26 protein-coding genes and 1 riboswitch are annotated in these 25,013 nt (G+C 61.2%); of the genes, 12 read left to right on the forward strand and 14 right to left on the reverse strand.

What is annotated here, in order from left to right; genetic code table 11:
* Nucleotides 1-7: 7 nt before the first annotated feature.
* From K0H47_RS06685 to K0H47_RS06700, 4 genes are read right to left on the reverse strand one after another with little or no spacing between them, the layout of a single operon-like run.
* On the reverse strand, nt 8-733 hold the full coding sequence (locus tag K0H47_RS06685) for an urea amidolyase associated protein UAAP1 (RefSeq protein ID WP_219272237.1): 726 nt from the start codon (nt 731-733) through the stop codon (nt 8-10).
* Nucleotides 730-1,494, reverse strand: coding sequence for an ABC transporter ATP-binding protein (locus tag K0H47_RS06690; protein ID WP_063032664.1), 765 nt, complete (start codon nt 1,492-1,494; stop codon nt 730-732). Before K0H47_RS06690 ends, K0H47_RS06685 begins: the two co-directional genes overlap by 4 nt.
* Nucleotides 1,491-2,306, reverse strand: a complete 816-nt coding sequence (locus K0H47_RS06695; protein ID WP_219272238.1) for an ABC transporter permease — start codon at nt 2,304-2,306, stop codon at nt 1,491-1,493. The genes K0H47_RS06690 and K0H47_RS06695 overlap by 4 nt, the downstream gene beginning before the upstream one ends.
* Before the next feature lie 12 nt (nt 2,307-2,318).
* Nucleotides 2,319-3,386 carry a putative urea ABC transporter substrate-binding protein gene (locus tag K0H47_RS06700; RefSeq protein ID WP_063032660.1) on the reverse strand — a complete coding sequence of 356 codons (1,068 nt, stop codon included), beginning with the start codon at nt 3,384-3,386 and terminating at the stop codon, nt 2,319-2,321.
* A 61-nt stretch (nt 3,387-3,447) separates the two neighbouring features.
* Nucleotides 3,448-3,548, reverse strand: a riboswitch (guanidine-I (ykkC/yxkD leader).
* A 302-nt stretch (nt 3,549-3,850) separates the two neighbouring features.
* On the opposite strand from K0H47_RS06700, the gene K0H47_RS06705 reads away from it, so the two are divergent.
* Together K0H47_RS06705 and K0H47_RS06710 are read left to right on the forward strand one after the other, a co-directional pair.
* Nucleotides 3,851-4,210: a hypothetical protein gene (locus K0H47_RS06705; RefSeq protein ID WP_177027163.1), complete on the forward strand. Its 360-nt coding sequence runs from the start codon at nt 3,851-3,853 to the stop codon at nt 4,208-4,210.
* A gap of 159 nt (nt 4,211-4,369) precedes the next feature.
* Nucleotides 4,370-4,804, forward strand: a complete 435-nt coding sequence (locus K0H47_RS06710; protein WP_177070738.1) for a DUF3757 domain-containing protein — start codon at nt 4,370-4,372, stop codon at nt 4,802-4,804.
* Nucleotides 4,805-4,811: 7 nt separating this feature from the next.
* Here the strand turns inward: K0H47_RS06710 and K0H47_RS06715 are convergent, their stop codons facing one another.
* Entirely contained in the window at nt 4,812-5,924 is a 1,113-nt protein-coding gene (locus tag K0H47_RS06715; protein WP_177070737.1) for an enoyl-CoA hydratase/isomerase family protein, read from the reverse strand.
* 132 nt (nt 5,925-6,056) lie between these two features.
* Here K0H47_RS06715 and ung point away from each other — a divergent pair, with 132 nt between their 5' ends.
* Nucleotides 6,057-6,749: a uracil-DNA glycosylase gene (gene ung, locus K0H47_RS06720; RefSeq protein WP_017479266.1), complete on the forward strand. Its 693-nt coding sequence runs from the start codon at nt 6,057-6,059 to the stop codon at nt 6,747-6,749.
* Nucleotides 6,750-6,888: 139 nt separating this feature from the next.
* Here ung and K0H47_RS06725 read toward each other — a convergent pair whose 3' ends face one another.
* The 5 genes from K0H47_RS06725 to K0H47_RS06745 all read right to left on the reverse strand — a co-directional run bounded on the left by K0H47_RS06725 (nt 6,889) and on the right by K0H47_RS06745 (nt 12,319).
* Nucleotides 6,889-7,926 (reverse strand): AbrB family transcriptional regulator, encoded by a 1,038-nt coding sequence (locus K0H47_RS06725; protein WP_177027161.1) that lies wholly within the window; start codon nt 7,924-7,926, stop codon nt 6,889-6,891.
* Complete coding sequence (locus K0H47_RS06730) at nt 7,919-9,433, reverse strand: tripartite tricarboxylate transporter permease (protein ID WP_063032650.1); 1,515 nt, start codon at nt 9,431-9,433, stop codon at nt 7,919-7,921. The genes K0H47_RS06725 and K0H47_RS06730 overlap by 8 nt, the downstream gene beginning before the upstream one ends.
* Before the next feature lies 1 nt (nt 9,434).
* Complete coding sequence (locus K0H47_RS06735) at nt 9,435-9,893, reverse strand: tripartite tricarboxylate transporter TctB family protein (protein WP_093200767.1); 459 nt, start codon at nt 9,891-9,893, stop codon at nt 9,435-9,437.
* A 130-nt stretch (nt 9,894-10,023) separates the two neighbouring features.
* The gene (locus K0H47_RS06740) at nt 10,024-11,010 is read right to left on the reverse strand and encodes a tripartite tricarboxylate transporter substrate binding protein (RefSeq protein ID WP_166742143.1); all 987 of its coding nucleotides are present in this window, start codon (nt 11,008-11,010) and stop codon (nt 10,024-10,026) included.
* Nucleotides 11,011-11,038: 28 nt separating this feature from the next.
* Nucleotides 11,039-12,319: an OprD family porin gene (locus tag K0H47_RS06745; protein WP_093200760.1), complete on the reverse strand. Its 1,281-nt coding sequence runs from the start codon at nt 12,317-12,319 to the stop codon at nt 11,039-11,041.
* A 237-nt stretch (nt 12,320-12,556) separates the two neighbouring features.
* Between K0H47_RS06745 and K0H47_RS06750 the strand changes: the two genes are divergently transcribed.
* Nucleotides 12,557-13,228 (forward strand): response regulator, encoded by a 672-nt coding sequence (locus K0H47_RS06750; RefSeq protein WP_003212008.1) that lies wholly within the window; start codon nt 12,557-12,559, stop codon nt 13,226-13,228.
* Nucleotides 13,221-14,606 carry a sensor histidine kinase gene (locus K0H47_RS06755; RefSeq protein WP_063032642.1) on the forward strand — a complete coding sequence of 462 codons (1,386 nt, stop codon included), beginning with the start codon at nt 13,221-13,223 and terminating at the stop codon, nt 14,604-14,606. Before K0H47_RS06750 ends, K0H47_RS06755 begins: the two co-directional genes overlap by 8 nt.
* On the opposite strand, the gene K0H47_RS06760 is transcribed toward K0H47_RS06755, so the two are convergent.
* Nucleotides 14,607-15,428, reverse strand: a complete 822-nt coding sequence (locus K0H47_RS06760) for an HDOD domain-containing protein (protein WP_219272240.1) — start codon at nt 15,426-15,428, stop codon at nt 14,607-14,609. It lies immediately after the preceding gene.
* A 36-nt stretch (nt 15,429-15,464) separates the two neighbouring features.
* Nucleotides 15,465-16,406 carry a folate-binding protein YgfZ gene (locus K0H47_RS06765; RefSeq protein ID WP_177027160.1) on the reverse strand — a complete coding sequence of 314 codons (942 nt, stop codon included), beginning with the start codon at nt 16,404-16,406 and terminating at the stop codon, nt 15,465-15,467.
* 139 nt (nt 16,407-16,545) lie between these two features.
* Between K0H47_RS06765 and K0H47_RS06770 the strand changes: the two genes are divergently transcribed.
* Together K0H47_RS06770 and K0H47_RS06775 are read left to right on the forward strand one after the other, a co-directional pair.
* On the forward strand, nt 16,546-16,800 hold the full coding sequence (locus K0H47_RS06770) for a succinate dehydrogenase assembly factor 2 (protein ID WP_003212000.1): 255 nt from the start codon (nt 16,546-16,548) through the stop codon (nt 16,798-16,800).
* Nucleotides 16,784-17,236 (forward strand): protein YgfX, encoded by a 453-nt coding sequence (locus tag K0H47_RS06775; RefSeq protein ID WP_177070732.1) that lies wholly within the window; start codon nt 16,784-16,786, stop codon nt 17,234-17,236. Before K0H47_RS06770 ends, K0H47_RS06775 begins: the two co-directional genes overlap by 17 nt.
* Here the strand turns inward: K0H47_RS06775 and nadB are convergent.
* Nucleotides 17,205-18,821, reverse strand: coding sequence for an L-aspartate oxidase (gene nadB / locus K0H47_RS06780; protein ID WP_063032633.1), 1,617 nt, complete (start codon nt 18,819-18,821; stop codon nt 17,205-17,207). The genes K0H47_RS06775 and nadB overlap by 32 nt on opposite strands.
* 467 nt (nt 18,822-19,288) lie before the next feature.
* Between nadB and rpoE the strand changes: the two genes are divergently transcribed.
* From rpoE to K0H47_RS06800, 4 genes are all read left to right on the forward strand, one after another.
* Entirely contained in the window at nt 19,289-19,870 is a 582-nt protein-coding gene (gene rpoE / locus K0H47_RS06785; protein WP_003172477.1) for an RNA polymerase sigma factor RpoE, read from the forward strand.
* A 31-nt stretch (nt 19,871-19,901) separates the two neighbouring features.
* Nucleotides 19,902-20,489 (forward strand): sigma-E factor negative regulatory protein, encoded by a 588-nt coding sequence (locus tag K0H47_RS06790; RefSeq protein WP_003172479.1) that lies wholly within the window; start codon nt 19,902-19,904, stop codon nt 20,487-20,489.
* A 16-nt stretch (nt 20,490-20,505) separates the two neighbouring features.
* Nucleotides 20,506-21,462 carry a MucB/RseB C-terminal domain-containing protein gene (locus K0H47_RS06795; RefSeq protein WP_093200750.1) on the forward strand — a complete coding sequence of 319 codons (957 nt, stop codon included), beginning with the start codon at nt 20,506-20,508 and terminating at the stop codon, nt 21,460-21,462.
* 246 nt (nt 21,463-21,708) lie between these two features.
* A complete protein-coding gene (locus K0H47_RS06800; protein ID WP_026078208.1) occupies nt 21,709-23,145 on the forward strand; it encodes a DegQ family serine endoprotease in 1,437 nt (478 codons plus the stop codon).
* Between the two features lie 67 nt (nt 23,146-23,212).
* Here the strand turns inward: K0H47_RS06800 and K0H47_RS06805 are convergent, their stop codons facing one another.
* Nucleotides 23,213-24,646, reverse strand: coding sequence for a M48 family metalloprotease (locus K0H47_RS06805; protein ID WP_218263672.1), 1,434 nt, complete (start codon nt 24,644-24,646; stop codon nt 23,213-23,215).
* 95 nt (nt 24,647-24,741) lie between these two features.
* Between K0H47_RS06805 and K0H47_RS06810 the strand changes: the two genes are divergently transcribed.
* Nucleotides 24,742-24,981, forward strand: a complete 240-nt coding sequence (locus tag K0H47_RS06810; RefSeq protein WP_003211989.1) for a sulfurtransferase TusA family protein — start codon at nt 24,742-24,744, stop codon at nt 24,979-24,981.
* The last annotated feature ends 32 nt before the right edge of the window (nt 24,982-25,013 follow it).

A 25,013-nucleotide genomic window follows, 5' to 3' on the forward strand; every position in this document is an offset into this window, starting at 1 on the left:
CAGGTCCTCAGGCGAACAGACGGTCAGTGTTGATAAAGCCGCGCTCGTTTTCCGGGCGCGAGGTGCGGCAGTGTTCGGCGACGCTTGGGTCGGCGTTCATCCAGCTGAGTTTCAGCGGCTGCGGCGCGTATTCGGGGTTAGGGTCCATCGGGTGTTGCAGGGCGGTGAGCACCACCAGCGTGTCCATCGGTGCGTAGAGTTCGATGTAGTCGCCGGCCTTGGAATGGCCTTCGGCGAAGTGCAGCGTGCCGGCGTCATCCACGGTGATTTTGCTGAACAGGTTGAGGGTCATCAGCAGGTCGGACAGCCCCAGGCCCCACTTGCCCAACTCCACCAGCAGGTTGTCGGTGCCGTTGCGGTAGAAGCCGTTGCGCAGCTCTTGATAGCGGCCCTTGCCGTATTTTTCCGCGACTTCGGAGGCGCATAACACGCCGCCGATGCTGTCACTCCAGCCGCAGGTGTCGGCGGTGATGGCGGCCAATACGCGGCCCATGTCCGAGTACAGGCAATGGCCACTGGTGAGCTTGGCGGTGTGTTGGCATTTGAGGCTGTCGGGCAGGTTAAGGCGCTCGGTTTTTTCATTGGCATTGAGCAGGGTCAGGCTGACGTTGGCGCCGCCGCGAATGTCGGTGAGGCGCAGCAGTTGGCCGCGCTTGAGCACGAAGGAGCGGTGGCCGCCGCCGGGGAGCATTTCCTCGGCGAAGGGTGGGAACAATTGAGTCGAGTCGGTCATTTGGAAGTGGCTCCAAGTTCGGCGGCGATCGCCTTGCGGCGTTCGCTGTTCAAAGGGATGTCGTAGGTGATGCGGGCGCCATAAGCGCCGGGGGCGTGCGGGTCGAGGCGCACCTTGTCGAATACCAGCAGGCGGGTGCCGAGGCTGAAGCCTTCGCTCAGGTCGTGGGTGACCATGAACACCGTCAGCCTGGTTTCGCGCCACAGCTCCAGCAACAGCAGGTGCATGTCTTTGCGAATGCCCGGGTCGAGAGCGCCGAAGGGTTCGTCCAGCAGCAGCACGCGGGGCTTCATGATCAGCGCCTGGGCGATGGCCAGCCGCTGTTGCATGCCGCCGGAAAGCTGTGCCGGGTACTTGTCCAGGGCGTGGCCCAAACCGACTTTATGCAGCAGTGCTGCTGCCTGTTCCCGTGCCTGTTTTTTCGCGTTGCCGAACAGGCGACCGAGCAACGGCGAGCGCGGCAATTCAAGGCCGAGTGCAACGTTGTTCAGCACCGTCAGGTGCGGGAACACCGAGTAGCGCTGGAACACCACGCCACGGCTGGCGTCGGGTTCGGCGGCCAGAGGTTTACCGTCCAGCAGGATCTCGCCATGGCTGGCGCTTTCCTGCCCCAGCAACAGGCGCAGGAAGGTCGATTTGCCGCAACCCGAGGTGCCGACCAACGTGCAGAATTCGCCTTCGGCCACGTGCAGGTTCAGGCGCTCCAACACCACCTGATCGCCATAGCGCTGCCACACATTGTTGACGATGATAAAGCTCATGCCCGCGCTCCTTCGTACCAGGGGAACGCACGCCGGGTCAGGGCATTTAGGCCCCAGTCCATCAGCCAGGCGAGGAGGGTGATCCACACCACGTAGGGCAGGATCACGTCCATCGCCAGGTAGCGGCGCACCAGGAAGATCCGGTAACCCAAACCGTCGGTGGAGGCGATGGCTTCGGCCGCAATCAGGAACAGCCACGCCGAGCCCAGCATCAAGCGCAGGGAGATCAGCAAGCGTGGCAGCAATTGCGGCAGCACCACCCGCAGCATCAGGGTCCATGTGGAGGCGCCGAGGGTCTGCGCCTTCACCAGCAACTCGACGGGAATTTCCCGCGCCCGCTGTTCCAGGTCCCGCGCCAGGGCCGGGGTGATGCCGATCACGATCAGCATCACTTTCGACAATTCTCCCAGCCCGAACACGATGAACAGGATCGGCAGGATCGCCAGCGGCGGCACCATCGACAGCACCGTCAGTAACGGCGACAACGGTGCGCCAAACAGCGGCAAGGTCCCGGCAGCGATGCCCAGGCACAGGCCGGCGAGGGCGCTGATGCCGAGACCGATCGCCAGGCGACGCAGGCTCGATGCGCTGTCTTGCCACAGCACATATTCACCGGTGCGAGCGTCCGCGTTGAAGGCCAGGCGTTTCACCGCGTCGCCCATTTGTGCGGCGCTGGGCAGCAGCTTGTCGTTGGGGTTGTCTGCCAGGCGCTCGGCCGAGCCCACGAAGTAGGCGAACAGCAGCAGGGCGAAGGGCAGCAGCACCAACAGCAGGCGACTGGAGCGTTCCGGGTGACGGTTGATCAGGCGCATGGCCGGGTCCTCTTACAGCGTGCCGTCGGCGGCCATCTGCACGTAGCTGGGGTCGAAATGCAGCTTGAGGTTGGCGGTGTCGCCGCGGGTCACGCCGTTGGCGAAGCTCATGCCCACGGCGTTGGTGTCCTTGGCACCTTCACCCAGCAGGCCGTGTTTAAACGAGAACTCGGCGACCTTGCCCATGGTGGCGGGCAACTGCGCGCTGGTGGCGAAGGCCAGGGCTTCCTTGGGCGTGGCGAACAGCTTGGTGGTGTCCAGTTGCGACTGGAAGCCCTTGAGGTCGGTGCCGGAGGCCTTGGCCATGTGTTCCAGGGCGTCAGTGCTGGCGGCGTTTTTTGCGTTCATCAAGGCGACCACTTCAAACCAGGCACCGGTCAGCGCCTTGCCCAGCTTGGGGTTGTCTTTGAGGGTCTGGGTGTTGACCACCATCATGTCCATGATTTCGCCGGGCACTTTGCTGGAGTCGAACACTTCGGTGACGCCGGGCTTGGCCTTGATCTCCGAGAGCATCGGGTTCCAGGTGGTGACGGCCTTGACCTGGTCGGTGTTGAAGGCGGCGGCGATGTCGGCGTCGGAGGTGTTGACCACTTTCAGGTCTTTTTCGGTGAGGCCGGCTGACTCCAGGGCGCGGGCCAGCAGGTAGTGGGACACCGAGAGTTCCACCAGGTTGACGTTCATGCCCTTGAGGTCGGCGACGGTCTTACCGATGCCCTTGATGACCACGCCATCGTTGCCGTTGGAGAAGTCGCTGACCACCAGCGCGGTGCTGTCCACGCCACCGGCGGCGGGGATGGTCAGGGCGTCCATGTTGGTCATGGTGCAGCCGTCGAACTGGCCGGCGGTGTACTGGTTGATGGATTCGACGTAGTCGTTGAGCTGCACCATGTCGATCTTGATGCCGTACTTCTTGGCCCACTTGTCGAGGATGCCTTGGCTGCCGGCGTACTCCCACGGCATCCAGCCGGCATAAATCGTCCAGCACACGCTGAAATGGTCTTTGGGGGCGGCCTGGGCGGAAAAACTCACCACGGCGGCAAAGGCGGCGGCGAGCAGGGCGGGTAGACGTATCGAGGGCATGGATGCTTCTCCAGTTGATCAAGGGCGAGCAGGAGCAACGCGGCACCGTGAACGGTGGCTTGTCTCCCGGGCTTTTATCCCGCCGTGTAACCTCAACTGGAGGTCGCCAACTCTCGGACCAGCCACTCGCCTTAGCGAGCCGGAACCCTAGTCAGCCATTGCAAATTGTGGTGCCGCGAACCTGTGATGACTCTTGCACGGGAGAGGTAAAGCGAGAGTCGTGCCAAGTGGCATGGGCGCAGTAACGGCGTGGGTTGGCGCGAGGTGGAGGGCGAAACGTGCAGTGAATATGCGTTGTGGTGGTGCGGGGTTGCACTGCAATGAGGCGACCAGCAGATGTATCAATCTATGTCTAAATCGCACCAGATTCCGTTTTTGATGTCAGATATTTCGTCAGGCAGTGAAAGCTGTTTGCCGCCCCCCAGCGTCGCTGGGTGTGCTCTTCCGCGGTCCAGGAGGCCGCCATGTATCGTCGACTGCTTCTCATCGCTTTGCTCGGTTTGACCCTGTCTGCGTGTGCGCCCTATTACGATGGCGGCGGGGCCTACTACGGTTCCGAGGTCTACACGGCGCCCGCGCCGGCGTACTACTACGGCGGCGGTCCTTATTATCATTACCGCCAGGGTTACTACCCGCCACCGCAGCGTTACTACCCGTCGCCGCGTTATTACCAGCCGGCGCCTCGCTATTACCCTGCAGGGCCGCGAGCCGGTTACCGGCCTTACCCCAACCAGGGTTGGGGCAACGGTCATTGGGGCAATGGCGGCGGGCGTGGTCAGGGCGGCCAAGGTGGCCACGGGGGAGGCCGTGGCGGGCATCGCTGATCGTACTAATTGGAAAAACGGCGCTTAGGCGCCGTTTTTGCTGACCGCTGGTCGGTACTGTCATATTTGACAGCTATTCTATGGGCTACGACTGTAGTTAATTGGGTGCGGACGCTAGCTGGCGTGTCGTTTCCTGTATCGACTGACGGAGCCCGTACCATGCGAGTCAGCCCGCTTTACTTATTCTTTTTTATTCTTTCAGGCTTCAGCACATTGGCGGCGGCGCAAGGCTGCCCTTACCCGAGTACCGTGCGCTATGTTGATGGCCATTTTCAGGGAGCTGATAAAGAGTCCCCCTGGATAAGCCAGACAATGAGCGGCCAGGACCTCGTGGAGACCTTTGTGGGGGCGATTTTTATCCCGCGGGAGTCGGGTGAGCGCAAGCGTGGCTACCTGGAAAAGTGCATCTATAAAACCGTCCGAGGTAACACGGTTGCCTTGAGGTTCGGCCCGGCCCGGGGCGGGGGCACGATGTCGCTGGCAGAGACCACGCACTGGCAACCGGGTACCGATGTTTTCGGGCAACCCACATTCCAGTGCGAAGACCGTCAACCCGATAATTGTGCCTTCACGTTCGAGGCGGCAAAGCGCTGACGGGCGCTCAATAGTCCGACAAGTCCGCCAGCGGATGCCGCCCTTCCCACACCTTGTGGAAGTGTGCCTGCACCACGGCCTCAGGGATCAAATTGATATCCGGCCAATGCCAGTGGGGCCGTTGGTCCTTGTCGATCAACCGCGCCCGCACCCCTTCGCTGAATTCCGGGTGACGGCAGCAGTTCAGGCTCAAGGTGTATTCCATCTGGAACACCTGGGCCAGGGAGAGGTGCCGCGCCCGCTGAATCTGCTCCCAGACCAGGTGCGCGGTCAGCGGGCAGCCTTCGCTCAAGGTCTTGCCGGCGCGGCTGAACAGCGGGTCGGTGTGGTCGCGCAACAGGCTCAAGGCGCGCCACGCGCAGCGCACATCGCCTACATCCAGCCACTCGTCGATCTGCCCGCGGCGCGGCAGCCATTGGGCTTCGGGCAACTGACCGATGGCTTCCTGGGCCAGGGCCTTGAGCAGGCTGTTGAGTTGCATGTCGGTCTGTTCCTGCCAGTTCAGTTGCAGCAGGCCTTCGAGCAGCTCGTCTTGTTGTTCATCCAGCAGAAAGCGGTCGGCCAGGCCCAGGTCCAGGGCGTCCCGGCCATTCATGTGGGCGCCGGTCAGGCCGAGGAACAAACCCAACTTGCCGGGCAGGCGTGACAGGAACCAACTGGCGCCCACGTCCGGGTACAGACCGATGCTGATTTCCGGCATGGCCAAGCGGCTGCTCGGGGTGACGATGCGCACAGCGGCACTTTGCAGCAAGCCCATGCCGCCGCCCAGCACATAGCCGTGGCCCCAGCAGATCAGCGGTTTTGGATAGGTGTGCAGGCGGTAGTCGAGACGGTATTCAGCGGCGAAAAATTGCGCGGCCAGTGCCGGGACTTCGCCGGGATGCTCACGGCAGGCCTGGGCCAGGCTACGTACTTCGCCACCGGCGCAAAAGGCCTTGGGGCCATTGCCGCGCAGCAGCACGCAGACGATTTGCGGGTCCTTGGCCCAGGCGTCCAGGCGTTCGCTCAGGGCCAGGATCATCGGCAAGGACAGGGCGTTGAGGGATTTTTCCGCGTCCAGGCTGGCGATGCCAATGCGGGCGCCGCCGGTGCCAATCAGCTCTTCGAAGTGCAGGTTCATCATGACCTCAATCGAGAAAGTGAAGGTTCAGTATGATCGCTTCACAGGAAAGTGCCGGTTCTGCGTCAGATCAATTGACAAGCAGGGTGGGCTTTCCTAGGGTTCGCACCATTGTTTTTTCTGGATGCAACCATGACCTCCGACGACCGTATCAAACTCGAACCCAGCTGGAAACACGCCCTGCGTGACGAGTTCGACCAGCCGTACATGGCCCAGTTGCGGGAATTCCTGCGCCAGGAGCACGCGGCCGGCAAGGAAATCTACCCGCCGGGGCCGATGATCTTCAACGCGCTCAACTCGACGCCGTTGGACAAGGTCAAGGTGGTGATCCTCGGCCAGGACCCGTATCACGGCCCGGGCCAGGCCCACGGCTTGTGCTTCTCGGTACAGCCGGGCGTGCCGGCGCCGCCGTCGCTGGTCAATATCTATAAAGAACTCAAGCGCGACCTGAACATCGACATCCCCAACCACGGCTACCTGCAAAGCTGGGCTGACCAGGGCGTGCTGATGATCAACACCACCATGACCGTGGAGCGTGCGAATGCCAACGCCCATGCGGGCAAGGGCTGGCAGTTCTTTACCGATCGGATTATTGAAGTGGTGAGCGAGCATCAGCCGCACCTGGTGTTCTTGCTCTGGGGTGCCCATGCGCAGGGCAAGCAGAAGTTGATCGACGCCACCAAGCATCTGGTGCTGACGTCGGTGCATCCGTCGCCGCTGTCGGCGTATCGAGGGTTTATTGGCTGCGGGCATTTCAGCCGCGCCAACAAGTTTCTTGAGCAGAATGGCGAGACGCCGATTGAGTGGCGATTGCCGCCGGTTTGACGTAGATCCAATGTAGGAGCTGTCGAGCTTTAGCGAGGCTGCGAAGGCGGCGGCACAGTCAGCATCAATGCTGCCTGACCCACCGCTATCGCAGCCTCGCTGGGGCTCGACAGCTCCCACAATTGAACGTCGCGAGGCGTTAGATTTTGTCTGGCTGTCGGTTCCAGTGCCGAAACAACGGCTCCGCCAGAAACAACACAAACAACAAGCGCATCACCTGCATCGCCGTTACCAACGGCACCGACAGTTGCAGGGTTTCTGCCGTCAGGCTCATCTCGGCAATCCCCCCGGGCATCATGCCCAGTGTCAGTGAACGCAGATCCAGATGCGTCAGCGCGCTCAAACCTACCGCCGCCAGTGTCGCGATCAACATGGTCAACACTGTACCGATCAAGGTACGCCCCATGAACAATGGCGCGCGCCGGAAGAACTGCCGGTTGAAGTGGCAACCCAGGCCGCTGCCAATCAGCCACTGGCCGATCTGGCTGCCACCGTCTGGCAGGCCGATGTGCAAGTCCCAGGTGATACTGACGATGGCGCTGACCAGTAGCGGCCCGAACAGCCAAGGATTCGGCTGACGCAAGCGCTGCCAACCCCAGGCTACCAACGCGCCGACGGGGAACAGCACCGCTAGCCATGCCCAATCGACGGTCGCCGGATGAAACTGCGGAGCACCTTCCCCCAGCAAATACTTGAACGCCGCCGGTACACACAGCACCACCACCAACACCCGCAAACTCTGGCCTGCGGCAACGCGGCTGAGTACCGCGCCATTGCGTGCACCGAGGTTGACCATCTCCCCCGACCCGCCCGGCATGCTCGAGAAAAACGCCGTGGCGCGGTCTTCACCGCTACGGCGCATCAACCACACGCCCACAATGCTGGAGAGGCTGGTGACCAGCGCGCCAAAGAAGATCAGGCCGAAGTGGCTCATCACCTGTTCCATCACCACCGGGGTGAAGTGCAGGCCGATACCGATGCCTACCACCCATTGGCCGCATTTGCGGCCGCCGGGAATTTCCGCCAGCTGCCAGGGTGTGAGGCAGCGCACGAGGATGATCGCCAACAACGAGCCGACCATGTACGGCAGTGGCCAGCCGATCTGGCTGGCGAGGTACCCGCCCAGCAGACCGACCAGCGGTGTTGCCCACCAGTTTTTAAACGTGGCCTCAGACATCGGCCACGGCACGGCGCTGCAGGGAACGCTTGCGCCAGATGCGCACCAGCGGGAACAACAACATCAAGGCCGTCAGTACCCATACGCCAAAGGTGATCGGGCTCGACCAGAGGATCTGCAGTTCACCGTTGGAAATCGACAGCGCACGACGCAGGTTCTGTTCCATCAAACCACCGAGGATAAAGCCCAGCAGCACCGGCGACAGCGGGAAATCCAGCTTGCGCAGGATGTAGCCGAAGATGCCGATGCCGACCATCAGGAACAGGTCGAAGGTGGTGGCGTGAACCGCGTACACACCGATCGCGGTGATGATGGCGATCACCGGCACCAGCGCCCAGTTCGGCACGGCAAGGATGCGGGTGAAGATGCGGATCATCGGGATGTTGAGGATCACCAGCATGATGTTGGCGATAAACAACGAGGCGATCAGGCCCCAGACGATGTCGGGCTGCTGTTGGAACAGCAGCGGGCCGGGGGTGATGTTGTACAGCGACAGCGCGCCGATCATCACGGCGGTGGTACCCGAGCCGGGTACACCGAGGGTCAGCATCGGCACCAGGGCGCCGCAGGCGGAAGCACCGATCGCAGTTTCCGGCGCCGCCAGGCCGCGCATGTCGCCCTGGCCGAATTTACCGCTGGCTCCGGCCAGACGCTTTTCGGTCATGTAGGCCACGGCGGAGGCGAGTGTTGCACCCGCGCCCGGCAGCACGCCCATGATGAAACCCAACAGGCCGCAGCGAATATTTACGACGAATACTGCGGAAGCTTCCTTCAGGTTAAACATCATCCGTCCGGTGGCTTTCACGGCCTCCTGGCCACGGTGGGTTTTTTCCAGCAGCAACAGGATTTCGCTGATGGAGAACAGGCCCAGCACCAGCACCACGAATTGGATGCCGTCGGTCAGGTGGATGTTATCGCCGGTGAAGCGGTACACACCGCTGTTGGCATCGATACCCACCGCTGACAGAAACAGGCCGATCAACGCCGCGACAAAGGTCTTCAGCGGTTTGTCACCGGCCATGCCGCCCAGGCAGACGATGGCAAACACCATCAGTACGAAATATTCCGCCGGTCCGAAGGCAATCGCCCATTTGGCCAGCAGCGGGGCGAACAGCACCATGCCGCAGGTGGCGATAAACGCACCGATGAACGAACTCCATGCCGACAGCGACAATGCCACGCCCGCTAGGCCTTTGCGGGCCATTGGGTAGCCATCGAGGGTGGTCATCACGGTGGAGGCTTCACCCGGGATGTTCAACAGGATCGAGCTGATACGCCCGCCGTATTCGCAGCCCAGGTACACGGCGGCCAACAGGATCAATGCCGACTCAGGCGGCAGCCCGAGGGCGAACGCGATGGGGATCAACAGCGCTACGCCGTTGATCGGCCCAAGGCCCGGCAACAGGCCGACGACGGTGCCGATCAAGGTCCCGCACAGCGCGGTGATCAGGTTGTAAGGGGTCAGTGCAACGCCGAAGCCCTGGCCCAAATAGCTGAACGTATCCATATCAGTTCTCCAGAACTTCAAGCAGGCCGAGCGGCAGCGGTACATCCATGGCTTTGTCGAACAGCAGGTAAAGACCGATGCTCATCAAGGTCACGATTACCACGCTGGGCATCCATCGGCCGCCATACAGGCGGGCCATCGGAATGCCGATCAGCATGCTGCTGAGGATGAAACCCAGGGGTTCGAAGGTGCCGGCGAAAATGATCAACAGCGTCACGCAGGCAGCGATCTTGACCAGTGTCTCGCGGTCCAGCGCGGGCTCTTCTTCAGTGTGCTTGGTGGGTTGTGGGCGAAACAGCATGTAGAGCAAACCCAGGCCCATCAGCCCGAGCATCAGCAGCGGGTAGGCCCGAGGTCCTACCGGCTCATAGGAAAACGAAGCCTGATACGGCCAGGCCATCAGTGCGAGGCCGGCGCAGACCAACAACATCACTGAGGCGAAAATGCGTTGTAAGAGCATGGGAAACTCCTTGGAGACTCTTGTAGGCGCGAGCTTGCTCACGAAGAACGCCAGGACGTCGCGTTTATACAGGCAGCACGCGTCATCGTTGAAGTTTTTCGCGAGCAAGCCCGCTCCCACAGAGGGGCGATTACTGGATCAGGCCGAACTCTTTGGCCAGCACTTTGTAGTCAGCCACCTGTTTCTTCACATAGGTGTCCAGTTCCGGGCCGGTCATGGCGAACGGGAACAGCTCGCGCTGGTCACGCAGCTTGGCGAACTCTTCGGAAGCCAGCAGTTTGTCGAAGGCGTCTTTCCACCAGGCGTAGTCTTCGTCGCTGACTTTTGGCCCGAGGTAGAAGCCGCGTACTACCGGCCAGACGATGTCGTAGCCTTGTTCCTTGGCGGTCGGAATGTTCTTCATTTCCGGCTCATCCAGGCGCTCGTCGGAGAACACCGCCAGCAGGCGCATGTCGCCGCTGAGGATGTGCGGCATGGAGTCGGAGATGTCGGTGCTGCCCACCTGGATGTGGCCGCCGAGCAGGGCGGTGGCGATTTCGCCGCCGCCTTCCAGTGCCACGTAGCGCAGGTCACGCGGATTGATCCCGGCGGCCTTGGCGATCAATGCGGTTTGCATCCAGTCCTGGCTGCCGACGGTGCCGCCGGAACCGATGACCACGCTGCCCGGATCTTTCTTCAGGGCCTTGACCAGATCGTCGAGGTTTTTGTAGGGCGAATCGTTTTTCACCGCGATGGCACCGTAGCTGGTACCGACGGCCGCGAGCCAGCGCACGGCGCTTTCATCGAAGCGGCCAAACTTGCCTTGGGCCAGGTTCAGCAGCGAGCCGCTGGACCACGCCACCAGCGTGCCGGCGTCTGCCGGACGCTGCGCCACGACGGCGTTGTAGGCCACCGCACCCACGCCGCCGGGCATGTAGGTCACGCGCATCGGCTTGCTCAGCAGCTTCTCGTTGACCAACGCGCTCTGCGCCAGTTTGCAGGTCAGGTCAAAACCACCGCCCGGGGACGCCGGGGCGATGCATTCCGGGCGCTTGGGCTCGGCGGCCAGCAATTGGCTGGCGAACAGCATGCAGCTGGCCGTCAGGGCAAATTTACGCAGTGAAAGGGTCATGTTCATCTCCATCATTGTTGTTATGAGGTTGCTGTTACCAGAGTGCGACGCTGTAGCTCACCAGCAGGCGCACTTCATCCGCATCACGGGCCGAATAGTTGGAACGGTAAGTGGCATTACGCAGGCGCACGGCCACGTCCTTGAAGGTGCCGCTTTGCACCACGTACTTGATCTCGCTGTTGCGTTCCCACTCCTTGCCGGTCTCGCCGTTCTTGAGCTTGATGTTGTCACCCGACAGGTAACGGCTCATGAAACTCAGGCCGGGAATCCCCAGCTTGGCGAAGTCGTAGTCGTAGCGTGCCTGCCAGGAGCGTTCTTCGGCGCCGGCAAAGTCGTTGATCTGCACGAAGTTGACAAGGTAAGGATCGCTACCGTCCACGTAGGGAAAGGCGCTATCGCCCGACATGTGTTGATAGCCGGCGCTGAGCTTATGGCCATTGAGGGCATAGCTGAAGAGACCGTTGAGGGAGGTGTTGTCGATCTTGCCGCCGCGGGCGGCCCCGGTGTCATCACTGACGGCCAGGCGCAGGTCGGCGCCGAAGGTGCCGGGGCCCATCGGCCGTGAGGCGACCAGGCCGAGGAAATGCTGGCGGTACACGTCGTCGAGTTGGGCAAAGTGGTAGCTGCCGGTGATCTTGTCGGCGAACTTGTAGTCCACGCCGCCGAAATCGAAATGCTTGCCGGTGGCACCGCTGAGGAAGCGGCTGTTCTTGTTATTGAGGCCGATGTCTTCGTAGTTAGTGTCGTCGCGGTCTTTGGCCTTGTTCAGGCGGCCGCCGGTGAACACCAGGTTCTTGAACTCCTTGGAACTCAACAGGCCGCCTTCAAACGTCTGCGGCAGGATGCGCCCGTCGTTGGGCTTGAGGATCGGCAGCTCGGGGATCAGCGCGCCGATCTTCAGCTCGGTGGCGGAGATCTTCACTTTGCCGGTCAGGCCGAGTTTGGAATATTCGTTGGCGGCGCGACCGTCATCGTGGGTGGGCAGCAGGCCGGTGCCGGTGCGGTCGGGGCTGGAGTCGAGCTTGACCCCGAGCATGCCCAGGGCATCCACGCCAAAGCCGACGGTGCCGTCGGTGTAGCCCGATTGCAGGTTGAGCATGAAGCCCTGGGCCCACTCGTCGCGCTTGGATTGTTGTGCGCTGGTGCCATCGCGAAAGTCGCGATTGAAGTACATGTTGCGGGTTTCGAGGGTGGCGGTGCTGTCCTCGAAAAAGGCGGCTTGGCCTACAGGCGAAAAGCCGGCAAAGGCGGCAGCACTGGCAAGGGCGGTCTGGGTGAAACGAGAAGAACGAGCAGGCGGCTGTGTGCGCAGCATCGTGGGTGTACTCCGTTTATTGTTCTTATTTTGGCGAAAACGCTTCGAGGCGTTTTTCGGGCGCTATGGGTGAAATAGCTCGGCAGGCGAAATCCACCGTGGCTGGATGCTAAAGGGCGAAGCTTTCACTAACCTTTCAGTCGTCTTTCAATGTTTTCGGGCTTCACAGCACAGGTTGCGCCTGTAAACTCCCCGGCAAAGCGTGGCGCCGACCACCCCCGAACGAGGTAAAAACCCATGCGTGTCCTTCTGGTCGAAGACCATTTGCAGCTAGCCGAAAGTGTCGCCCAAGCGCTCAAGAGCACGGGTTTGACCGTCGACGTGTTGCACGATGGGGTGGCGGCGGACCTGGCCTTGAGCAGCGAGGAATACGCGGTGGCGATCCTTGATGTGGGCCTGCCGCGCATGGACGGTTTTGAGGTGTTGGCGCGGTTGCGGGCCCGCGGTAAAAATCTGCCGGTGCTGATGTTGACCGCTCGCAGTGATGTGAAAGACCGGGTGCACGGCCTCAACCTGGGGGCGGATGACTACCTGGCCAAGCCGTTCGAACTGACGGAACTGGAAGCCCGAGTCAAAGCCCTGCTGCGCCGTAGCGTGTTGGGCGGTGAGCGGCAGCAGGCGTGTGGCGTGCTGATTTACGACCTGGATACGCGGCGCTTCACCCTGGGTGGCGAACTGCTGACCCTGACCTCCCGCGAGCAGGCGGTGCTTGAGGCGCTGATTGCGCGTCCAGGCCGGGTGATGAGCAAGGAGCAACTGGCCTCCCAGGTGTTCGGCCTGGATGAAGAGGCCAGCCCCGACGCCATCGAAATCTACGTGCATCGCCTGCGCAAGAAACTCGATGGCCAGCCGGTGGCCATCGTCACCTTCCGTGGCCTGGGGTACTTGCTGGAAGCTCGCGATGCATAAGCCCAGCAGCCTGCGCTGGCGCCTGCTGTGGAACCTGGCGCTGTTGCTGGTGGTGTTGATGCTCGCCAGCGGCTTGAGCGCTTACTGGAATGGGCGCGAGGCGGCCGACACGGCTTACGACCGCACGCTGCTGGCCTCGGCACGGACCATTGCGGCCGGCCTGTCCCATCGCGACGGGACCTTGAGTGCCGACGTGCCGTACGTGGCCCTGGATACGTTCGCCTACGACAGCGCCGGACGGATTTACTACCAGGTCAACGATATTCACCAGAAGCTGATTTCCGGCTACGAGAACCTGCCGGGCCCGCCGCCGGGCACGCCGCGCACCGATGACTATCCGGCGCTGGCGCGCTTTTATAACGCCAAGTATCAGGGCCAGAACGTGCGAGTGGTCAGCCTGCTCAAGGCCGTCTCCGAACCGAACATGAATGGCATGGCGGAGATACGTGTGGCCGAAACCGATGAGGCGCGGGTCGCCATGGCTCGCAGCCTGATGGCCGATACTTTGCTGCGCCTGGGGATGTTGGCTGTCGGCGCGTTGTTGTTGGTGTGGTTTGCCGTGAGTGCAGCGTTGCGGCCATTGGAGCGTTTGCGCACGGCCGTGGAAGAGCGCCAGCCCGATGACCTTCGGCCATTGCCGCTGGTGGAAGTGCAGCATGAGTTGGGTCCGCTGGTTCGGGCGCTCAACCATTTCACTGAACGCCTGCGCGGGCAGTTCGAGCGCCAGGCACAGTTTATTGCCGACGCCGCCCATGAGCTGCGCACACCCCTGGCGGCGCTCAAGGCGCGCCTGGAGCTCGGCCTGCGGGCCGAAGACCCGGCCACCTGGCGCACCACCCTGGAAACCGCCGCCCAGGGCACTGATCGGCTGACTCACCTGGCCAATCAATTACTGTCGCTGGCTCGCATCGAAAACGGTGCCCGGGCGATTGCCGAAGGCGGGGCCCAGTTGCTGGACTTGAGCCAGCTGGCTCGCGAACTGGGCATGGCCATGGCGCCGCTGGCCCATGCACGTGGCGTAGCCCTGGCCCTGGAAGCCGATGAGCCAGTGTGGCTGCGAGGCGAGCCGACCTTGTTGAACGAGTTGTTGAGCAACCTGGTGGACAACGCCTTGGCCCACACGCCGCCGGGTGGCAACGTGATCCTGCGGGTGACGGCGCCGGCGGTGCTTGAGGTGGAAGACGACGGCCCGGGAATCCCGCTGGATGAGCGGGATCGGGTATTCGAGCGGTTCTATCGGCGCAGTCAGCAGGGCTTGGGTTCGGGCTTGGGGCTGGCGATTGTCGGTGAGATCTGTCGGGCACATCTGGCGCAGATCAGCTTGCATGATGGTGAGTTGGCGGGGTTGAAGGTGCGGGTAAGTTTTATTGCGGGGTAATCAGTAAAACATCGACCGCGCTTCATCCAGATCGGCACGCAAGGCGTCGCTGTGCGGGTCGAGGCGCAGTTTCTTGATTGCAGGCAGCGTCGATAGCGGCACGCTGGCGAGCGGATGGTCGGTGTTGCGGTGGCAATACAGCACGGCGACCTGCACCAGGTCGATATAGTCCAGGCGCTCGGAGTCGCGCTCCAGGTCGAGGTATTGCCCTGGCAGGTTCACCAGCATTTCCGGGAAGTCCCAACGTCGCAGCAGTTTGTCCCCCAGCAGCGGGTGGATGCTTTCAATCACGTGGTTGAGGCTGACGGGGTCAGCCAGCAGCTCATAGTGATCTTCGGCGTAGGTCAGGATCGGCAGCACGCCAATCTGGTGCACCAAGCCGCCGAGGGCTGCCTGGTCAGGCTTCAACTGGCTGTGGTTGCGGCACAGCGCGTAGCTCACGCCGGCCACTTCCAGGCTGCGTCGCCACACGTCGCGCATCTTCTGTTCGACCACGTCGGAACGGGCGTGGAAGATCTGTTCCATCACCAGCCCGATCGACAGGTTACTGCTGTAGTTGGTGCCCAACCGGGTGATGGCGGTGTGCAGGTCAGTGACTTCCTGGGTCGCGCGCAACAGCGGGCTGTTGACCACTTTGATCAGCCGCGCCGACAAGGCGGTATCGCGGCTGATCACTTTGCTTAGATGGCTGATACTGATGTCCGGGTCTTCGGCGGCCTGACGAATCTTCAGGGCTACTTCCGGCAACGTTGGCAGAACCAGGTCATCGTTATCGATGGCCACAACCAACGCCTGTTGGACTTTTTCCGCCAGCATGTTCATTCATGATCTCAAGGGTGTTGCAAAAAGGTACGACGATCAGCGCTGGATCTCGCGATCACGGTCCAGTTGGTAGGGCAGGTCGAGCAACTGAAGGCCCGGGCCTTCCAGCGTGCCTACATGCACATCGCCACTCTCTGCTGCTTCGGCTTGCAGCACCGCTAGAAGTTCAATCCCTTGGTCGGCACGGGCGGCAATGACCACCTCGCCGATGGCACTGTTGTGAGTCGGGGAAAACAGTGGGGTGCCTGGCTCCGGCAGTTCACTGGCAGCCAGGCTCAGGCGGTACAGGCGGCGCTTGAGTTTGCCCAGGTACTGCATGCGCGCGACGATTTCCTGGCCGGTGTAGCAGCCTTTCTTGAAGCTGACGCCGCCGATGGCTTGCAGGTTGAGCATTTGCGGGATGAACAGTTCGCGGGTCTGAGGCATGACCTGGCCGATGCCGGCCCGGATCTGGCCCAGCAACCACTGGTTCAGTTCACCTTCGTTCAATTGCCCGGCGAGTTGGCTGTGCAGCGTTTCAGCCTGGGCGGCGGGGGCCCAGAGTTCGGCGCGGCCCGGCGATACGCGGATGGCGATCAAGTCGTCACTGCGCACCACGCTGTCGGTCTCGGCGGGTAGCTCGAGGCCGAGGCTGGCCAGTACCTGATCCGCATCCGATACACCGAAGCGCACCCAGGCGGCGCTTTCGTCGGTAAGTTTGGATTTGGAGAACACGGCGTACTTTTTCAGGTCCGCCAGTTGCGGCTCCAGCAGTTCGGTCGCCATGGCCAGCAGCACGCCATCGCCTTGCAGCAGAATGCGGAAGCTCGACTGCATGCGCCCCTTTTGGGTGCAGCGTGCGCCCAGGCTGGCCTGGGTGTCACTCAGGTAGTTGAGGTTGCAGGTCAGTTGTCCCTGGAGGAACTTGGCAGCGTCGGAGCCGCGGACGGCAAGAACGCCTTCGTGGGACAGGGGACAGAAGAAAGCAGAGTCAGCCATGGGTCATCGCAGGTTAAAAAGTCATGAGTGCATCATAGAGGGGCGCCCGGCAAATGGATAGTTTCCGTATGGCCGACCAAAGCCGACTGTTCCAGGCAGCGTCGGCCTGTATACTTGCGCTCTATTTGAGGAGCGCTCCATGGTCGAAGATGTAGAACTCAATCGCCTCTACTGGCACAGCCGCCGCGGCATGCTTGAGCTGGATGTGTTGCTGGTACCGTTCGTCAGGGAGGTCTATCCGCACCTCAACGACGTCGACCGCGACTGCTACCGCAAGCTGCTGGAATGCGAAGATCAGGACATGTTCGGCTGGTTCATGGAACGCGCCGAATCGGAAGACCCGGAGCTGCAGCGCATGGTTCGGATGATTCTGGATCGTGTCCAGCCCAAGTAATACGTTCGAATGCCGCTGGCATGCCTCCGGGCAGTTGCTGGCGGTTTATCTTTTCGCCCAGGCGTTCGCATTGGGTGCGTTGTGGTTTCTCGATGTATCCCCGTGGGTTGCTGCCTTTGGCGCCTCGTTGTGCCTGGCCCATGCCGGTTGGGTGGTGCCGCGTCATCTCCTGCTGACTCACCGTTCGTCGATTTGTGGCCTGCGTCGCGATGAGGAGGGCTGGCAGCTGTGGAGCGCCGCACGTGGCTGGCACCGCGTGCAATTGCGCCCCGACAGCCTGGCGTTGCCGTTGATCGTGGTACTGCGCTTTCGGGTGCAGGGTGACTGGCAGGTACGTTCGATCTGCGTGCCGCGGGATTCGCAGGCCACCGATGTGCATCGGCGCCTGCGGGTGCGCTTGAAGTTCAGCCGCCGTAGGTGGTTGGCACCAGAATAGTGTCGCGCGCTTCGGGCAGCATTTGCGGGTAGTCGAGGGTGTAATGCAGGCCCCGGCTCTCCTTGCGTTCCATGGCCGAGCGGATCATCAGTTCCGCCACCTGGGCCAGGTTGCGCAGCTCGATCAGGTCGCGGCTGACTTTATAGTTGCTGTAGAATTCGTCGATCTCATCTAGCAGCAGCCGAACCCGGTGTTGCGCCCGCGCCAGGCGTTTGTTGGTGCGCACGATCCCCACGTAGTCCCACATGAAGCGCCGCAGCTCGTCCCAGTTGTGAGCGATGATCACGTCTTCGTCCGAATCGGTGACCTGGCTGGCGTCCCAGCGGGGCAGGGCAGCCGGCACCGGGATGCGCGGCAGTTGTTCAAGGATGTCGGCAGCGGCGGAGCGGGCGTATACGAAACATTCCAGCAGCGAGTTGCTGGCCATGCGGTTGGCACCGTGCAGGCCGGTGAAGCTGGTTTCGCCGATGGCATACAGGCCGGGCACGTCGGTGCGCCCGTGCTGGTCGACCATCACGCCGCCGCAGGTGTAGTGCGCCGCCGGGACGACCGGGATCGGGCCTTTGGTGATGTCGATGTTGAACGCCAGGCAGCGCTCGTAGACCGTCGGGAAGTGAGTCTTGATGAACGCTTCGGGCTTGTGGCTGATGTCCAGGTAGACGCAGTCGATGCCCAGGCGCTTCATTTCATGGTCGATGGCCCGGGCGACGATGTCTCGTGGGGCCAGCTCGGCTCGTGGGTCGAAGCGCTGCATGAAGCGTTCGCCGTTGGGCAGTTTCAGGTGCGCGCCTTCGCCGCGCAGGGCTTCGGTGATCAGGAAACTCTTGGCTTGCGGGTGATACAGGCAGGTGGGGTGGAACTGGTTGAATTCCAGGTTCGCCACCCGGCAGCCGGAACGCCAGGCCATGGCAATGCCATCACCGCAGGCGCCGTCGGGGTTGCTGGTGTAGAGGTAAACCTTTGCTGCGCCGCCCGAGGCGAGAATCGTGAAGCGGGCGCCGTAGGTGTCGACTTCGCCGCTGGCGCGGTTGAGCACGTAGGCGCCGAGGCAGCGTTCGCCCGACAGGCCCAGGCGTTTTTCGGTAATCAGGTCGACGGCGACTCGCTGCTCCAGCAATTCGATGTTGGGGCGTTGGCGCGCTTGGTCGAGCAGGGTCTTGAAGATTGCGGCGCCGGTGGCGTCGGCGGCATGGATGATGCGCCGATGGCTGTGGCCGCCCTCGCGGGTCAGGTGGAACTCGAAGCCGCCGTCGTCGGTGCCTGAATGTTCATCACGGGTGAAGGGCACGCCTTGGTCGATCAGCCATTGGATGGCTTCGCGGCTGTGCTCGACGGTAAAGCGCACGGCTTCTTCATTGCACAGGCCTCCGCCGGCATTCAGGGTGTCTTCGACATGGGATTGCACGGTGTCGGTGTCATCCAGCACCGCGGCGACACCGCCTTGGGCCCAGAATGTCGAGCCATTGGCCAGGTCGCCCTTGCTCAGAACGGCTATGCGCAGGTGGCTCGGCAGCGTCAGTGCAAGGCTCAAGCCCGCGGCGCCGCTGCCAATCACCAGGACATCGTGTTGAAACTGTTGGCTCATTTGAAGGATTCCGCAAAAAGCGATCCGAAGGGGGCGCAAACAGGACGCCTGGATCGGCGAATCAAAGGGTCACACGGCCCACTAGTATATAGAGGGGGGGAGCGGCACAATAGCCGGGCATTCGTGGCATTGTGAGACTACGGTCGACGAACTGCACGGCTTTCGTGAAACTGACAGCGATTGGGATGGGAACTTTTTGCATAAGCCCCGACTCAATAGCAGGATGCCCGAAAGCTGGGAACACGCTGGATTTGCTGATCGACGCCTGTGTCAGGCGCGTCAGGAAGCTGGCGACAGATTATTCGCGCAGCCGGCATAGCCCGCGCTGCGTTTTTCGTGTGTGCCAAATCAGTGCGTACCGGAAACTTGCTTGGAGGGGGAGAACTTTTGCGAAAAGCCCGAGTCTATGTTTGCAAGCCTGATCGATTAGTTATGCAAGCCTCCTTCAAGTACAACGAGGAGTGTTCATGCTAACCCAGGAAGAGGATCAGCAGCTGGTCGAGCGCGTTCAACGCGGTGACAAGCGGGCATTTGATCTGCTAGTGCTGAAATACCAGCACAAAATTCTCGGGTTGATCGTGCGGTTTGTGCACGACACCCATGAAGCGCAGGACGTTGCACAGGAAGCCTTTATCAAGGCGTACCGTGCACTCGGTAATTTTCGCGGTGATAGTGCGTTTTACACGTGGCTCTACCGCATCGCCATTAACACGGCGAAGAACTATCTGGTTTCTCGCGGTCGCCGCCCGCCGGATAGTGATGTTAGTTCGGAAGATGCTGAATTTTATGATGGTGATCACGGCCTCAAAGATCTCGAGTCGCCGGAGCGTGCATTGCTGCGCGACGAGATCGAAGGAACCGTCCATCGCACTATTCAACAACTGCCAGAAGATTTGCGTACCGCGTTAACTTTACGTGAATTCGATGGTCTGAGTTACGAAGACATTGCGAGCGTCATGCAATGTCCGGTGGGTACCGTACGTTCCCGGATTTTCCGGGCTCGGGAAGCCATCGATAAAGCCCTGCAGCCGTTGTTGCAGGAAAACTGAGACAGCGGCGACAGCCAAGAGAGGAACCGCCATGAGTCGTGATGCCCTGCAGGAATCGCTGTCCGCAGTGATGGATAACGAAGCGGATGAACTGGAACTTCGTCGAGTGCTTAATGCATTTGATGATGCCGAAACCCGTGATACCTGGTCTCGTTACCAAGTCGCTCGGGCGGTGATGCACAAGGATCTTCTAATCCCTCGTCTGGATATTGCTGCGGCCGTTTCTGCTGCGTTGGCTGATGAAGCCGTTCCGGCAAAAGCTGCTCGCGGTCCTTGGCGTAGCCTTGGCCGTCTGGCAGTCGCTGCTTCGGTGACCGTCGCTGTTCTGGCAGGTGTTCGCCTGTACAACCAGGACGAAATCGCCGGTGCCGAACTGGCCCAGCAGACCCAGCAACCGGTCATGGCCGGTCCGCAGGTCAAGGGTCCAGCCGTACTGGCCGGCTACAAGGAAAGCTCCGATACCACCGGGCCTATGGCCAACGGTGTACTTCAAGGGCAATCCGGCTGGCAAGATCAGCGTCTTCCTGGCTACCTGCGCCAACACGCACAGGAATCGGCCTTGAAAGGCACTGAAAGCGCTCTGCCATACGCTCGTGCTGCAAGCCTGGAAAACCGCTAGTCCGCCAAGGAGCTTTATGCGCGCCATACCGCTCCTTGCGCTTTTGCTCAGTGGCTGGTTTGTAGTCCCCGCCTATGCCGACGAAGCCCAAGACTGGCTGACGCGGCTTGGGCGGGCGGAGCAGCAACAAAGCTTTCAAGGCACCTTCATCTACGAGCGTAACGGTAGTTTTTCTACCCATGACATCTGGCACCGTGTCCAGGATGGTCAGGTCCGTGAGCGGCTTCTGCAGCTCGATGGTTCTGCCCAGGAAGTTCTGCGCGTTGATGGCCGTACCCAATGCGTGAGCGGCACGCTGGTTGCCGGGCTCGGGGGCTCCCCCAACGCCACAGCACGCACCCTTGATCCGCAAAAACTCAAAGCGTTCTACGACCTTGCCGTCATCGGCAAATCGCGTGTGGCCGGTCGAAATGCGGTGATCGTCTCAGTGACTCCTCGCGATCAATACCGCTATGGTTTTGAGCTGCATCTGGATCGCGAAACCGCGCTGCCACTGAAGTCATTGTTGCTTAATGATCAGGGCCAGCTGCTGGAGCGATTCCAGTTCACCCGGCTCAATACATCGGTGCCTGACGATCGTGAATTGCTGCCCAGCGGCGAATGTACGCCGGTCGCTGTGACCAGCGCCAAGGCCCCGGAGGTCGAGATTCCTCAGGATTGGCGCCTCGATTGGTTGCCGCCAGGCTTTCAGTTAGTCAACAGCAGCGCTCATAAAGACTCCCACACCAAGGTCACTGTCAGCAGCTTGATGTATGACGATGGCCTCGCGCGTTTTTCGGTATTCCTGGAGCCGCTTAACGGCGCAACCGTGACCGAGACGCGCACCCAGTTGGGCCCGACAGTTGCCGTATCACGGCGTCTGAATACCCTGGAAGGCGAGGTGATGGTGACCGTCGTCGGCGAAATCCCGATTGGCACCGCCGAGCGAATTGCGCTGTCTTTACGCAGCGGCACCACGCCCGCCAAGCCGTGAGTTGTTAATCCTATGTTCATCCTGATATTTCAATGTTGCGCAGGAGAGCGTCGATGTCTGCCTCTACCGAGAGACATGAAATGTCTGGATCATTTTTTTCACTTGCTAAAATCTCCTATGTTTTTTATAGGTCAGGGCTTCTCGGCCCTGGCCTTGTTTTGTTCGCGGAACAAAAATGTCGGTCGCAGTTATTTCGGCGTTTATTGAACCCTGTCGCTCAACCCTGCTCGTCGTAACGGGAGCTGTATGTCGATACCACGTTTGAAGTCTTACCTATCCATAGTCGCCACGGTGCTGGTGCTGGGTCAGGCCGTTACCGCGCAAGCGGCCGAGCTGCCTGATTTCACCCAACTGGTGGAGCAGGCGTCGCCTGCCGTGGTGAACATCAGTACTACGCAAAAGCTGCCGGATCGCAAAGTCTCCAATCAGCAGATGCCTGACCTTGAAGGCCTGCCGCCGATGCTGCGGGAGTTCTTCGAACGCGGTATGCCCCAGCCGCGCACGCCGCGTGGTGGCGGCGGCCAGCGCGAAGCCCAGTCCCTGGGCTCGGGCTTCATCATCTCGCCTGACGGTTACATCCTCACTAATAACCATGTGATTGCCGATGCCGACGAGATTCTGGTGCGCCTGGCTGACCGTAGTGAGCTGAAAGCCAAGCTGGTAGGCACAGACCCACGTTCCGACGTGGCCCTGCTGAAAATCGATGGCAAGGACCTGCCGGTGCTCAAGCTGGGCAAATCCCAGGACCTGAAAGCCGGGCAATGGGTCGTCGCCATCGGTTCGCCGTTTGGTTTTGACCACACCGTGACCCAAGGCATCGTCAGTGCCATCGGTCGCAGCCTGCCGAACGAAAACTACGTGCCGTTCATCCAGACCGACGTGCCGATCAACCCGGGCAACTCCGGCGGTCCGCTGTTCAACCTGGCGGGCGAAGTGGTCGGCATCAACTCGCAGATCTACACCCGCTCCGGTGGTTTCATGGGCGTGTCGTTCGCGATTCCGATCGACGTGGCCATGGACGTTTCCAACCAACTGAAAACCGGTGGCAAAGTCAGCCGCGGCTGGTTGGGTGTTGTGATCCAGGAAGTGAACAAAGACTTGGCTGAATCCTTCGGTCTGGACAAGCCAGCGGGTGCCTTGGTCGCGCAGATCCAGGACGATGGCCCAGCAGCCAAAGGCGGCCTGCAAGTCGGTGACGTGATCCTGAGCATGAACGGCCAGCCGATCGTCATGTCTGCGGACTTGCCACACCTGGTGGGCGCACTTAAGGCCGGCAGCAAGGCCAAGCTGGAAGTGATCCGCGACGGCAAACGCCAGAACGTTGAGCTGACCGTCGGCGCGATTCCGGAAGAAGGCGCGGCGCTTGATGCGTTGGGCAACAGCAAACCGGGTGCCGAACGTAGCAGCAACCGCCTGGGCATTGCCGTCGTCGAGTTGACCGACGAGCAGAAGAAGAGCTTCGACCTCAAGAGCGGTGTAGTGATCAAGGAAGTGCAGGACGGCCCTGCCTCCCTGATCGGCCTGCAACCAGGTGATGTGATTACCCACCTGAACAACCAGGCCATCAACTCCACCAAAGAGTTCACCGACATCGCCAAGGCGCTGCCGAAGAACCGCTCGGTGTCGATGCGCGTCCTGCGTCAGGGTCGTGCCAGCTTCATTACCTTCAAGCTGGCCGAGTAATCCGCTAGTCCAATAAAAAGCCCCGCTCTCGATATACGAGAGCGGGGCTTTTTTGTGGCTGTAAGGTTTAGCCCATCATGTCTTTGATCATGCGTTCCTGGTCGATCAGTTCACGCTGTCGTGCATCGATGCGTGATGAGAGCGGGAAGTTGCTGCCGGCGCGACGCTTGGCGAAGTCCAGTTGCTGGATGGCCTGCTTGAAATCTCCCACCAGGGCGAAGTACTCGGCGCGGGCCTGGTGCAGGCCGATGATATTGCCCGACAAGCCACGGGTTTCTGCGACCTGGTACCAGACATCCGGATCGTCTGTGCGTGATTTAAGCAGGCCTTCCAGGGCTTTTTCCGCGTCAGCGGTACGGTTCTGCTTGAGCAGCAGGTCCACCCGCACTTGGTTCAGTGGGTAGTTGCCTGGATATTGCGTCAACATCCGGTCCGTGCGCTGCTGGGCATCCGAAAGACGATTGTTGGTCATGTCCAACTCGATCTGCGCCAGGTTGTAGGTGATGTCGTTGGGTGCCTTGGCCAGCAGCGGCTTGAGGTTTTCCCGGGCCAGGTTGAACTGCGCGCCTTTGATCTGGGCGATGGCCAAGCCATAGCGCGCCACATCATTTTTCGGGTTTTCATCCAGCTGAGCCTGGAAGCGCTTGGCTGCCAGGCCTGGAGTGTCTTCGTAATACAACTGCACGCGCGCGCGGATCAGTTGGTAGCGCAGGCTGTCTTCAATGCCGCCCGGCTTGGCTTGCTCCGCGCGGTTGCGGGTATCGGCGATCCGCGATTCGGTGACCGGGTGAGTCAGGAGGAATTCTGGTGGCTTGGCGTCAAAGCGGTACTGGCGCATCAAGCGCTCGAACATGGTCGGCATGGAGCGCGGGTCGTAACCAGCCTTCTCCAGGTTGAGAATGCCGATACGGTCAGCCTCTTGCTCGTTTTGCCGGGAAAAGCGGCGTTGCTCCTGGATGGCGGCGGCCTGGCTGCCGGCAATTGCGGCAATGCCCGCATCACCTGCACCCGCGGCGGCGGCGATGATGCCGCCGAGCAGCGCTGCCATCATCGGGATCTGCATGCGCTGCTGCGCTTCCACGCCTCGGGCGAAGTGGCGTTGGGACAAGTGAGCCAATTCGTGGGCCAGCACCGAGGCATATTCGCCTTCGGTCTGGGCATTGAGGAACAAGCCGCCATTGACCCCGACGATGCCGCCAGGTGCGGCAAAGGCGTTCAACTGCGGGCTGTTGATCAGAATGAATTCCAGGCGCCGGTCATTGACCTGGCTGGTCTCCACCAGTTTGTACACGCTGGTTTCGACGTAGTCCTTGAGTTGCGGGTCGTTGAGCTGCGAGACCTGGCCACGCAGGTAGGCCAGCCATGCCCGGCCCAAATCGTATTCCTGTTTTGGCGAGACAATGGCAGAACTGGCGTCGCCAAGTGACGGCAGGTCGTCAGCGAAGCCTGGAGAGGCCAGCAGGCAAGCCAGCGTCAGCAGGGTAGGGCGCAAAAAAGTCATGCACAAAGCCTTTCGACAAAGACCTTACTGTAGCCGGACACTGAGCTTCGGACCAGATATTCTAAGCGCCCCCGATGCCCACCCGGAGCAAAACCATGACCGACGCTGTAGCCTTCGATGCCGAACTGGATGCCAGTGGCCTTAACTGCCCGCTGCCATTGCTCAAGGCCAAGCTGGAACTCAATCGGCTGGCAAGTGGCGCGGTGCTCAAGGTGATCGCCACGGACGCGGGTTCCCAGCGGGATTTCCGTACGTTTGCCAAGTTGGCCGGTCACACCCTGTTGCATGAAGAAGACGAAGCGGGCGTCTATCGTTATTGGTTGCGCAAGGCCTGAATCGCTTGAATATGCTGTCCTTATCGCCTGAG

The organism is Pseudomonas sp. Xaverov 83 (assembly GCF_019352905.1).
In the GTDB taxonomy this organism is placed as follows: Bacteria; Pseudomonadota; Gammaproteobacteria; order Pseudomonadales; family Pseudomonadaceae; genus Aquipseudomonas; species Aquipseudomonas yamanorum.

Coding starts and splice junctions, on each gene's coding strand:
- K0H47_RS06795 (WP_093200750.1), top strand. CDS start 20,506: ATGCGCGCCATACCGCTCCTTGCGCTTTTGCTCAGTGGCTGGTTTGTA.
- K0H47_RS06710 (WP_177070738.1), top strand. CDS start 4,370: ATGCGAGTCAGCCCGCTTTACTTATTCTTTTTTATTCTTTCAGGCTTC.
- K0H47_RS06690 (WP_063032664.1), bottom strand. CDS start 1,494: ATGAGCTTTATCATCGTCAACAATGTGTGGCAGCGCTATGGCGATCAG.
- K0H47_RS06700 (WP_063032660.1), bottom strand. CDS start 3,386: ATGCCCTCGATACGTCTACCCGCCCTGCTCGCCGCCGCCTTTGCCGCC.
- nadB (WP_063032633.1), bottom strand. CDS start 18,821: ATGAGCCAACAGTTTCAACACGATGTCCTGGTGATTGGCAGCGGCGCC.
- K0H47_RS06760 (WP_219272240.1), bottom strand. CDS start 15,428: ATGAACATGCTGGCGGAAAAAGTCCAACAGGCGTTGGTTGTGGCCATC.
- K0H47_RS06810 (WP_003211989.1), top strand. CDS start 24,742: ATGACCGACGCTGTAGCCTTCGATGCCGAACTGGATGCCAGTGGCCTT.
- K0H47_RS06715 (WP_177070737.1), bottom strand. CDS start 5,924: ATGAACCTGCACTTCGAAGAGCTGATTGGCACCGGCGGCGCCCGCATT.
- K0H47_RS06770 (WP_003212000.1), top strand. CDS start 16,546: ATGGTCGAAGATGTAGAACTCAATCGCCTCTACTGGCACAGCCGCCGC.
- K0H47_RS06750 (WP_003212008.1), top strand. CDS start 12,557: ATGCGTGTCCTTCTGGTCGAAGACCATTTGCAGCTAGCCGAAAGTGTC.
- K0H47_RS06745 (WP_093200760.1), bottom strand. CDS start 12,319: ATGCTGCGCACACAGCCGCCTGCTCGTTCTTCTCGTTTCACCCAGACC.
- rpoE (WP_003172477.1), top strand. CDS start 19,289: ATGCTAACCCAGGAAGAGGATCAGCAGCTGGTCGAGCGCGTTCAACGC.
- K0H47_RS06755 (WP_063032642.1), top strand. CDS start 13,221: ATGCATAAGCCCAGCAGCCTGCGCTGGCGCCTGCTGTGGAACCTGGCG.
- K0H47_RS06705 (WP_177027163.1), top strand. CDS start 3,851: ATGTATCGTCGACTGCTTCTCATCGCTTTGCTCGGTTTGACCCTGTCT.
- ung (WP_017479266.1), top strand. CDS start 6,057: ATGACCTCCGACGACCGTATCAAACTCGAACCCAGCTGGAAACACGCC.
- K0H47_RS06695 (WP_219272238.1), bottom strand. CDS start 2,306: ATGCGCCTGATCAACCGTCACCCGGAACGCTCCAGTCGCCTGCTGTTG.
- K0H47_RS06805 (WP_218263672.1), bottom strand. CDS start 24,646: ATGACTTTTTTGCGCCCTACCCTGCTGACGCTGGCTTGCCTGCTGGCC.
- K0H47_RS06800 (WP_026078208.1), top strand. CDS start 21,709: ATGTCGATACCACGTTTGAAGTCTTACCTATCCATAGTCGCCACGGTG.
- K0H47_RS06685 (WP_219272237.1), bottom strand. CDS start 733: ATGACCGACTCGACTCAATTGTTCCCACCCTTCGCCGAGGAAATGCTC.
- K0H47_RS06765 (WP_177027160.1), bottom strand. CDS start 16,406: ATGGCTGACTCTGCTTTCTTCTGTCCCCTGTCCCACGAAGGCGTTCTT.
- K0H47_RS06725 (WP_177027161.1), bottom strand. CDS start 7,926: ATGTCTGAGGCCACGTTTAAAAACTGGTGGGCAACACCGCTGGTCGGT.
- K0H47_RS06790 (WP_003172479.1), top strand. CDS start 19,902: ATGAGTCGTGATGCCCTGCAGGAATCGCTGTCCGCAGTGATGGATAAC.
- K0H47_RS06740 (WP_166742143.1), bottom strand. CDS start 11,010: ATGAACATGACCCTTTCACTGCGTAAATTTGCCCTGACGGCCAGCTGC.
- K0H47_RS06735 (WP_093200767.1), bottom strand. CDS start 9,893: ATGCTCTTACAACGCATTTTCGCCTCAGTGATGTTGTTGGTCTGCGCC.
- K0H47_RS06730 (WP_063032650.1), bottom strand. CDS start 9,433: ATGGATACGTTCAGCTATTTGGGCCAGGGCTTCGGCGTTGCACTGACC.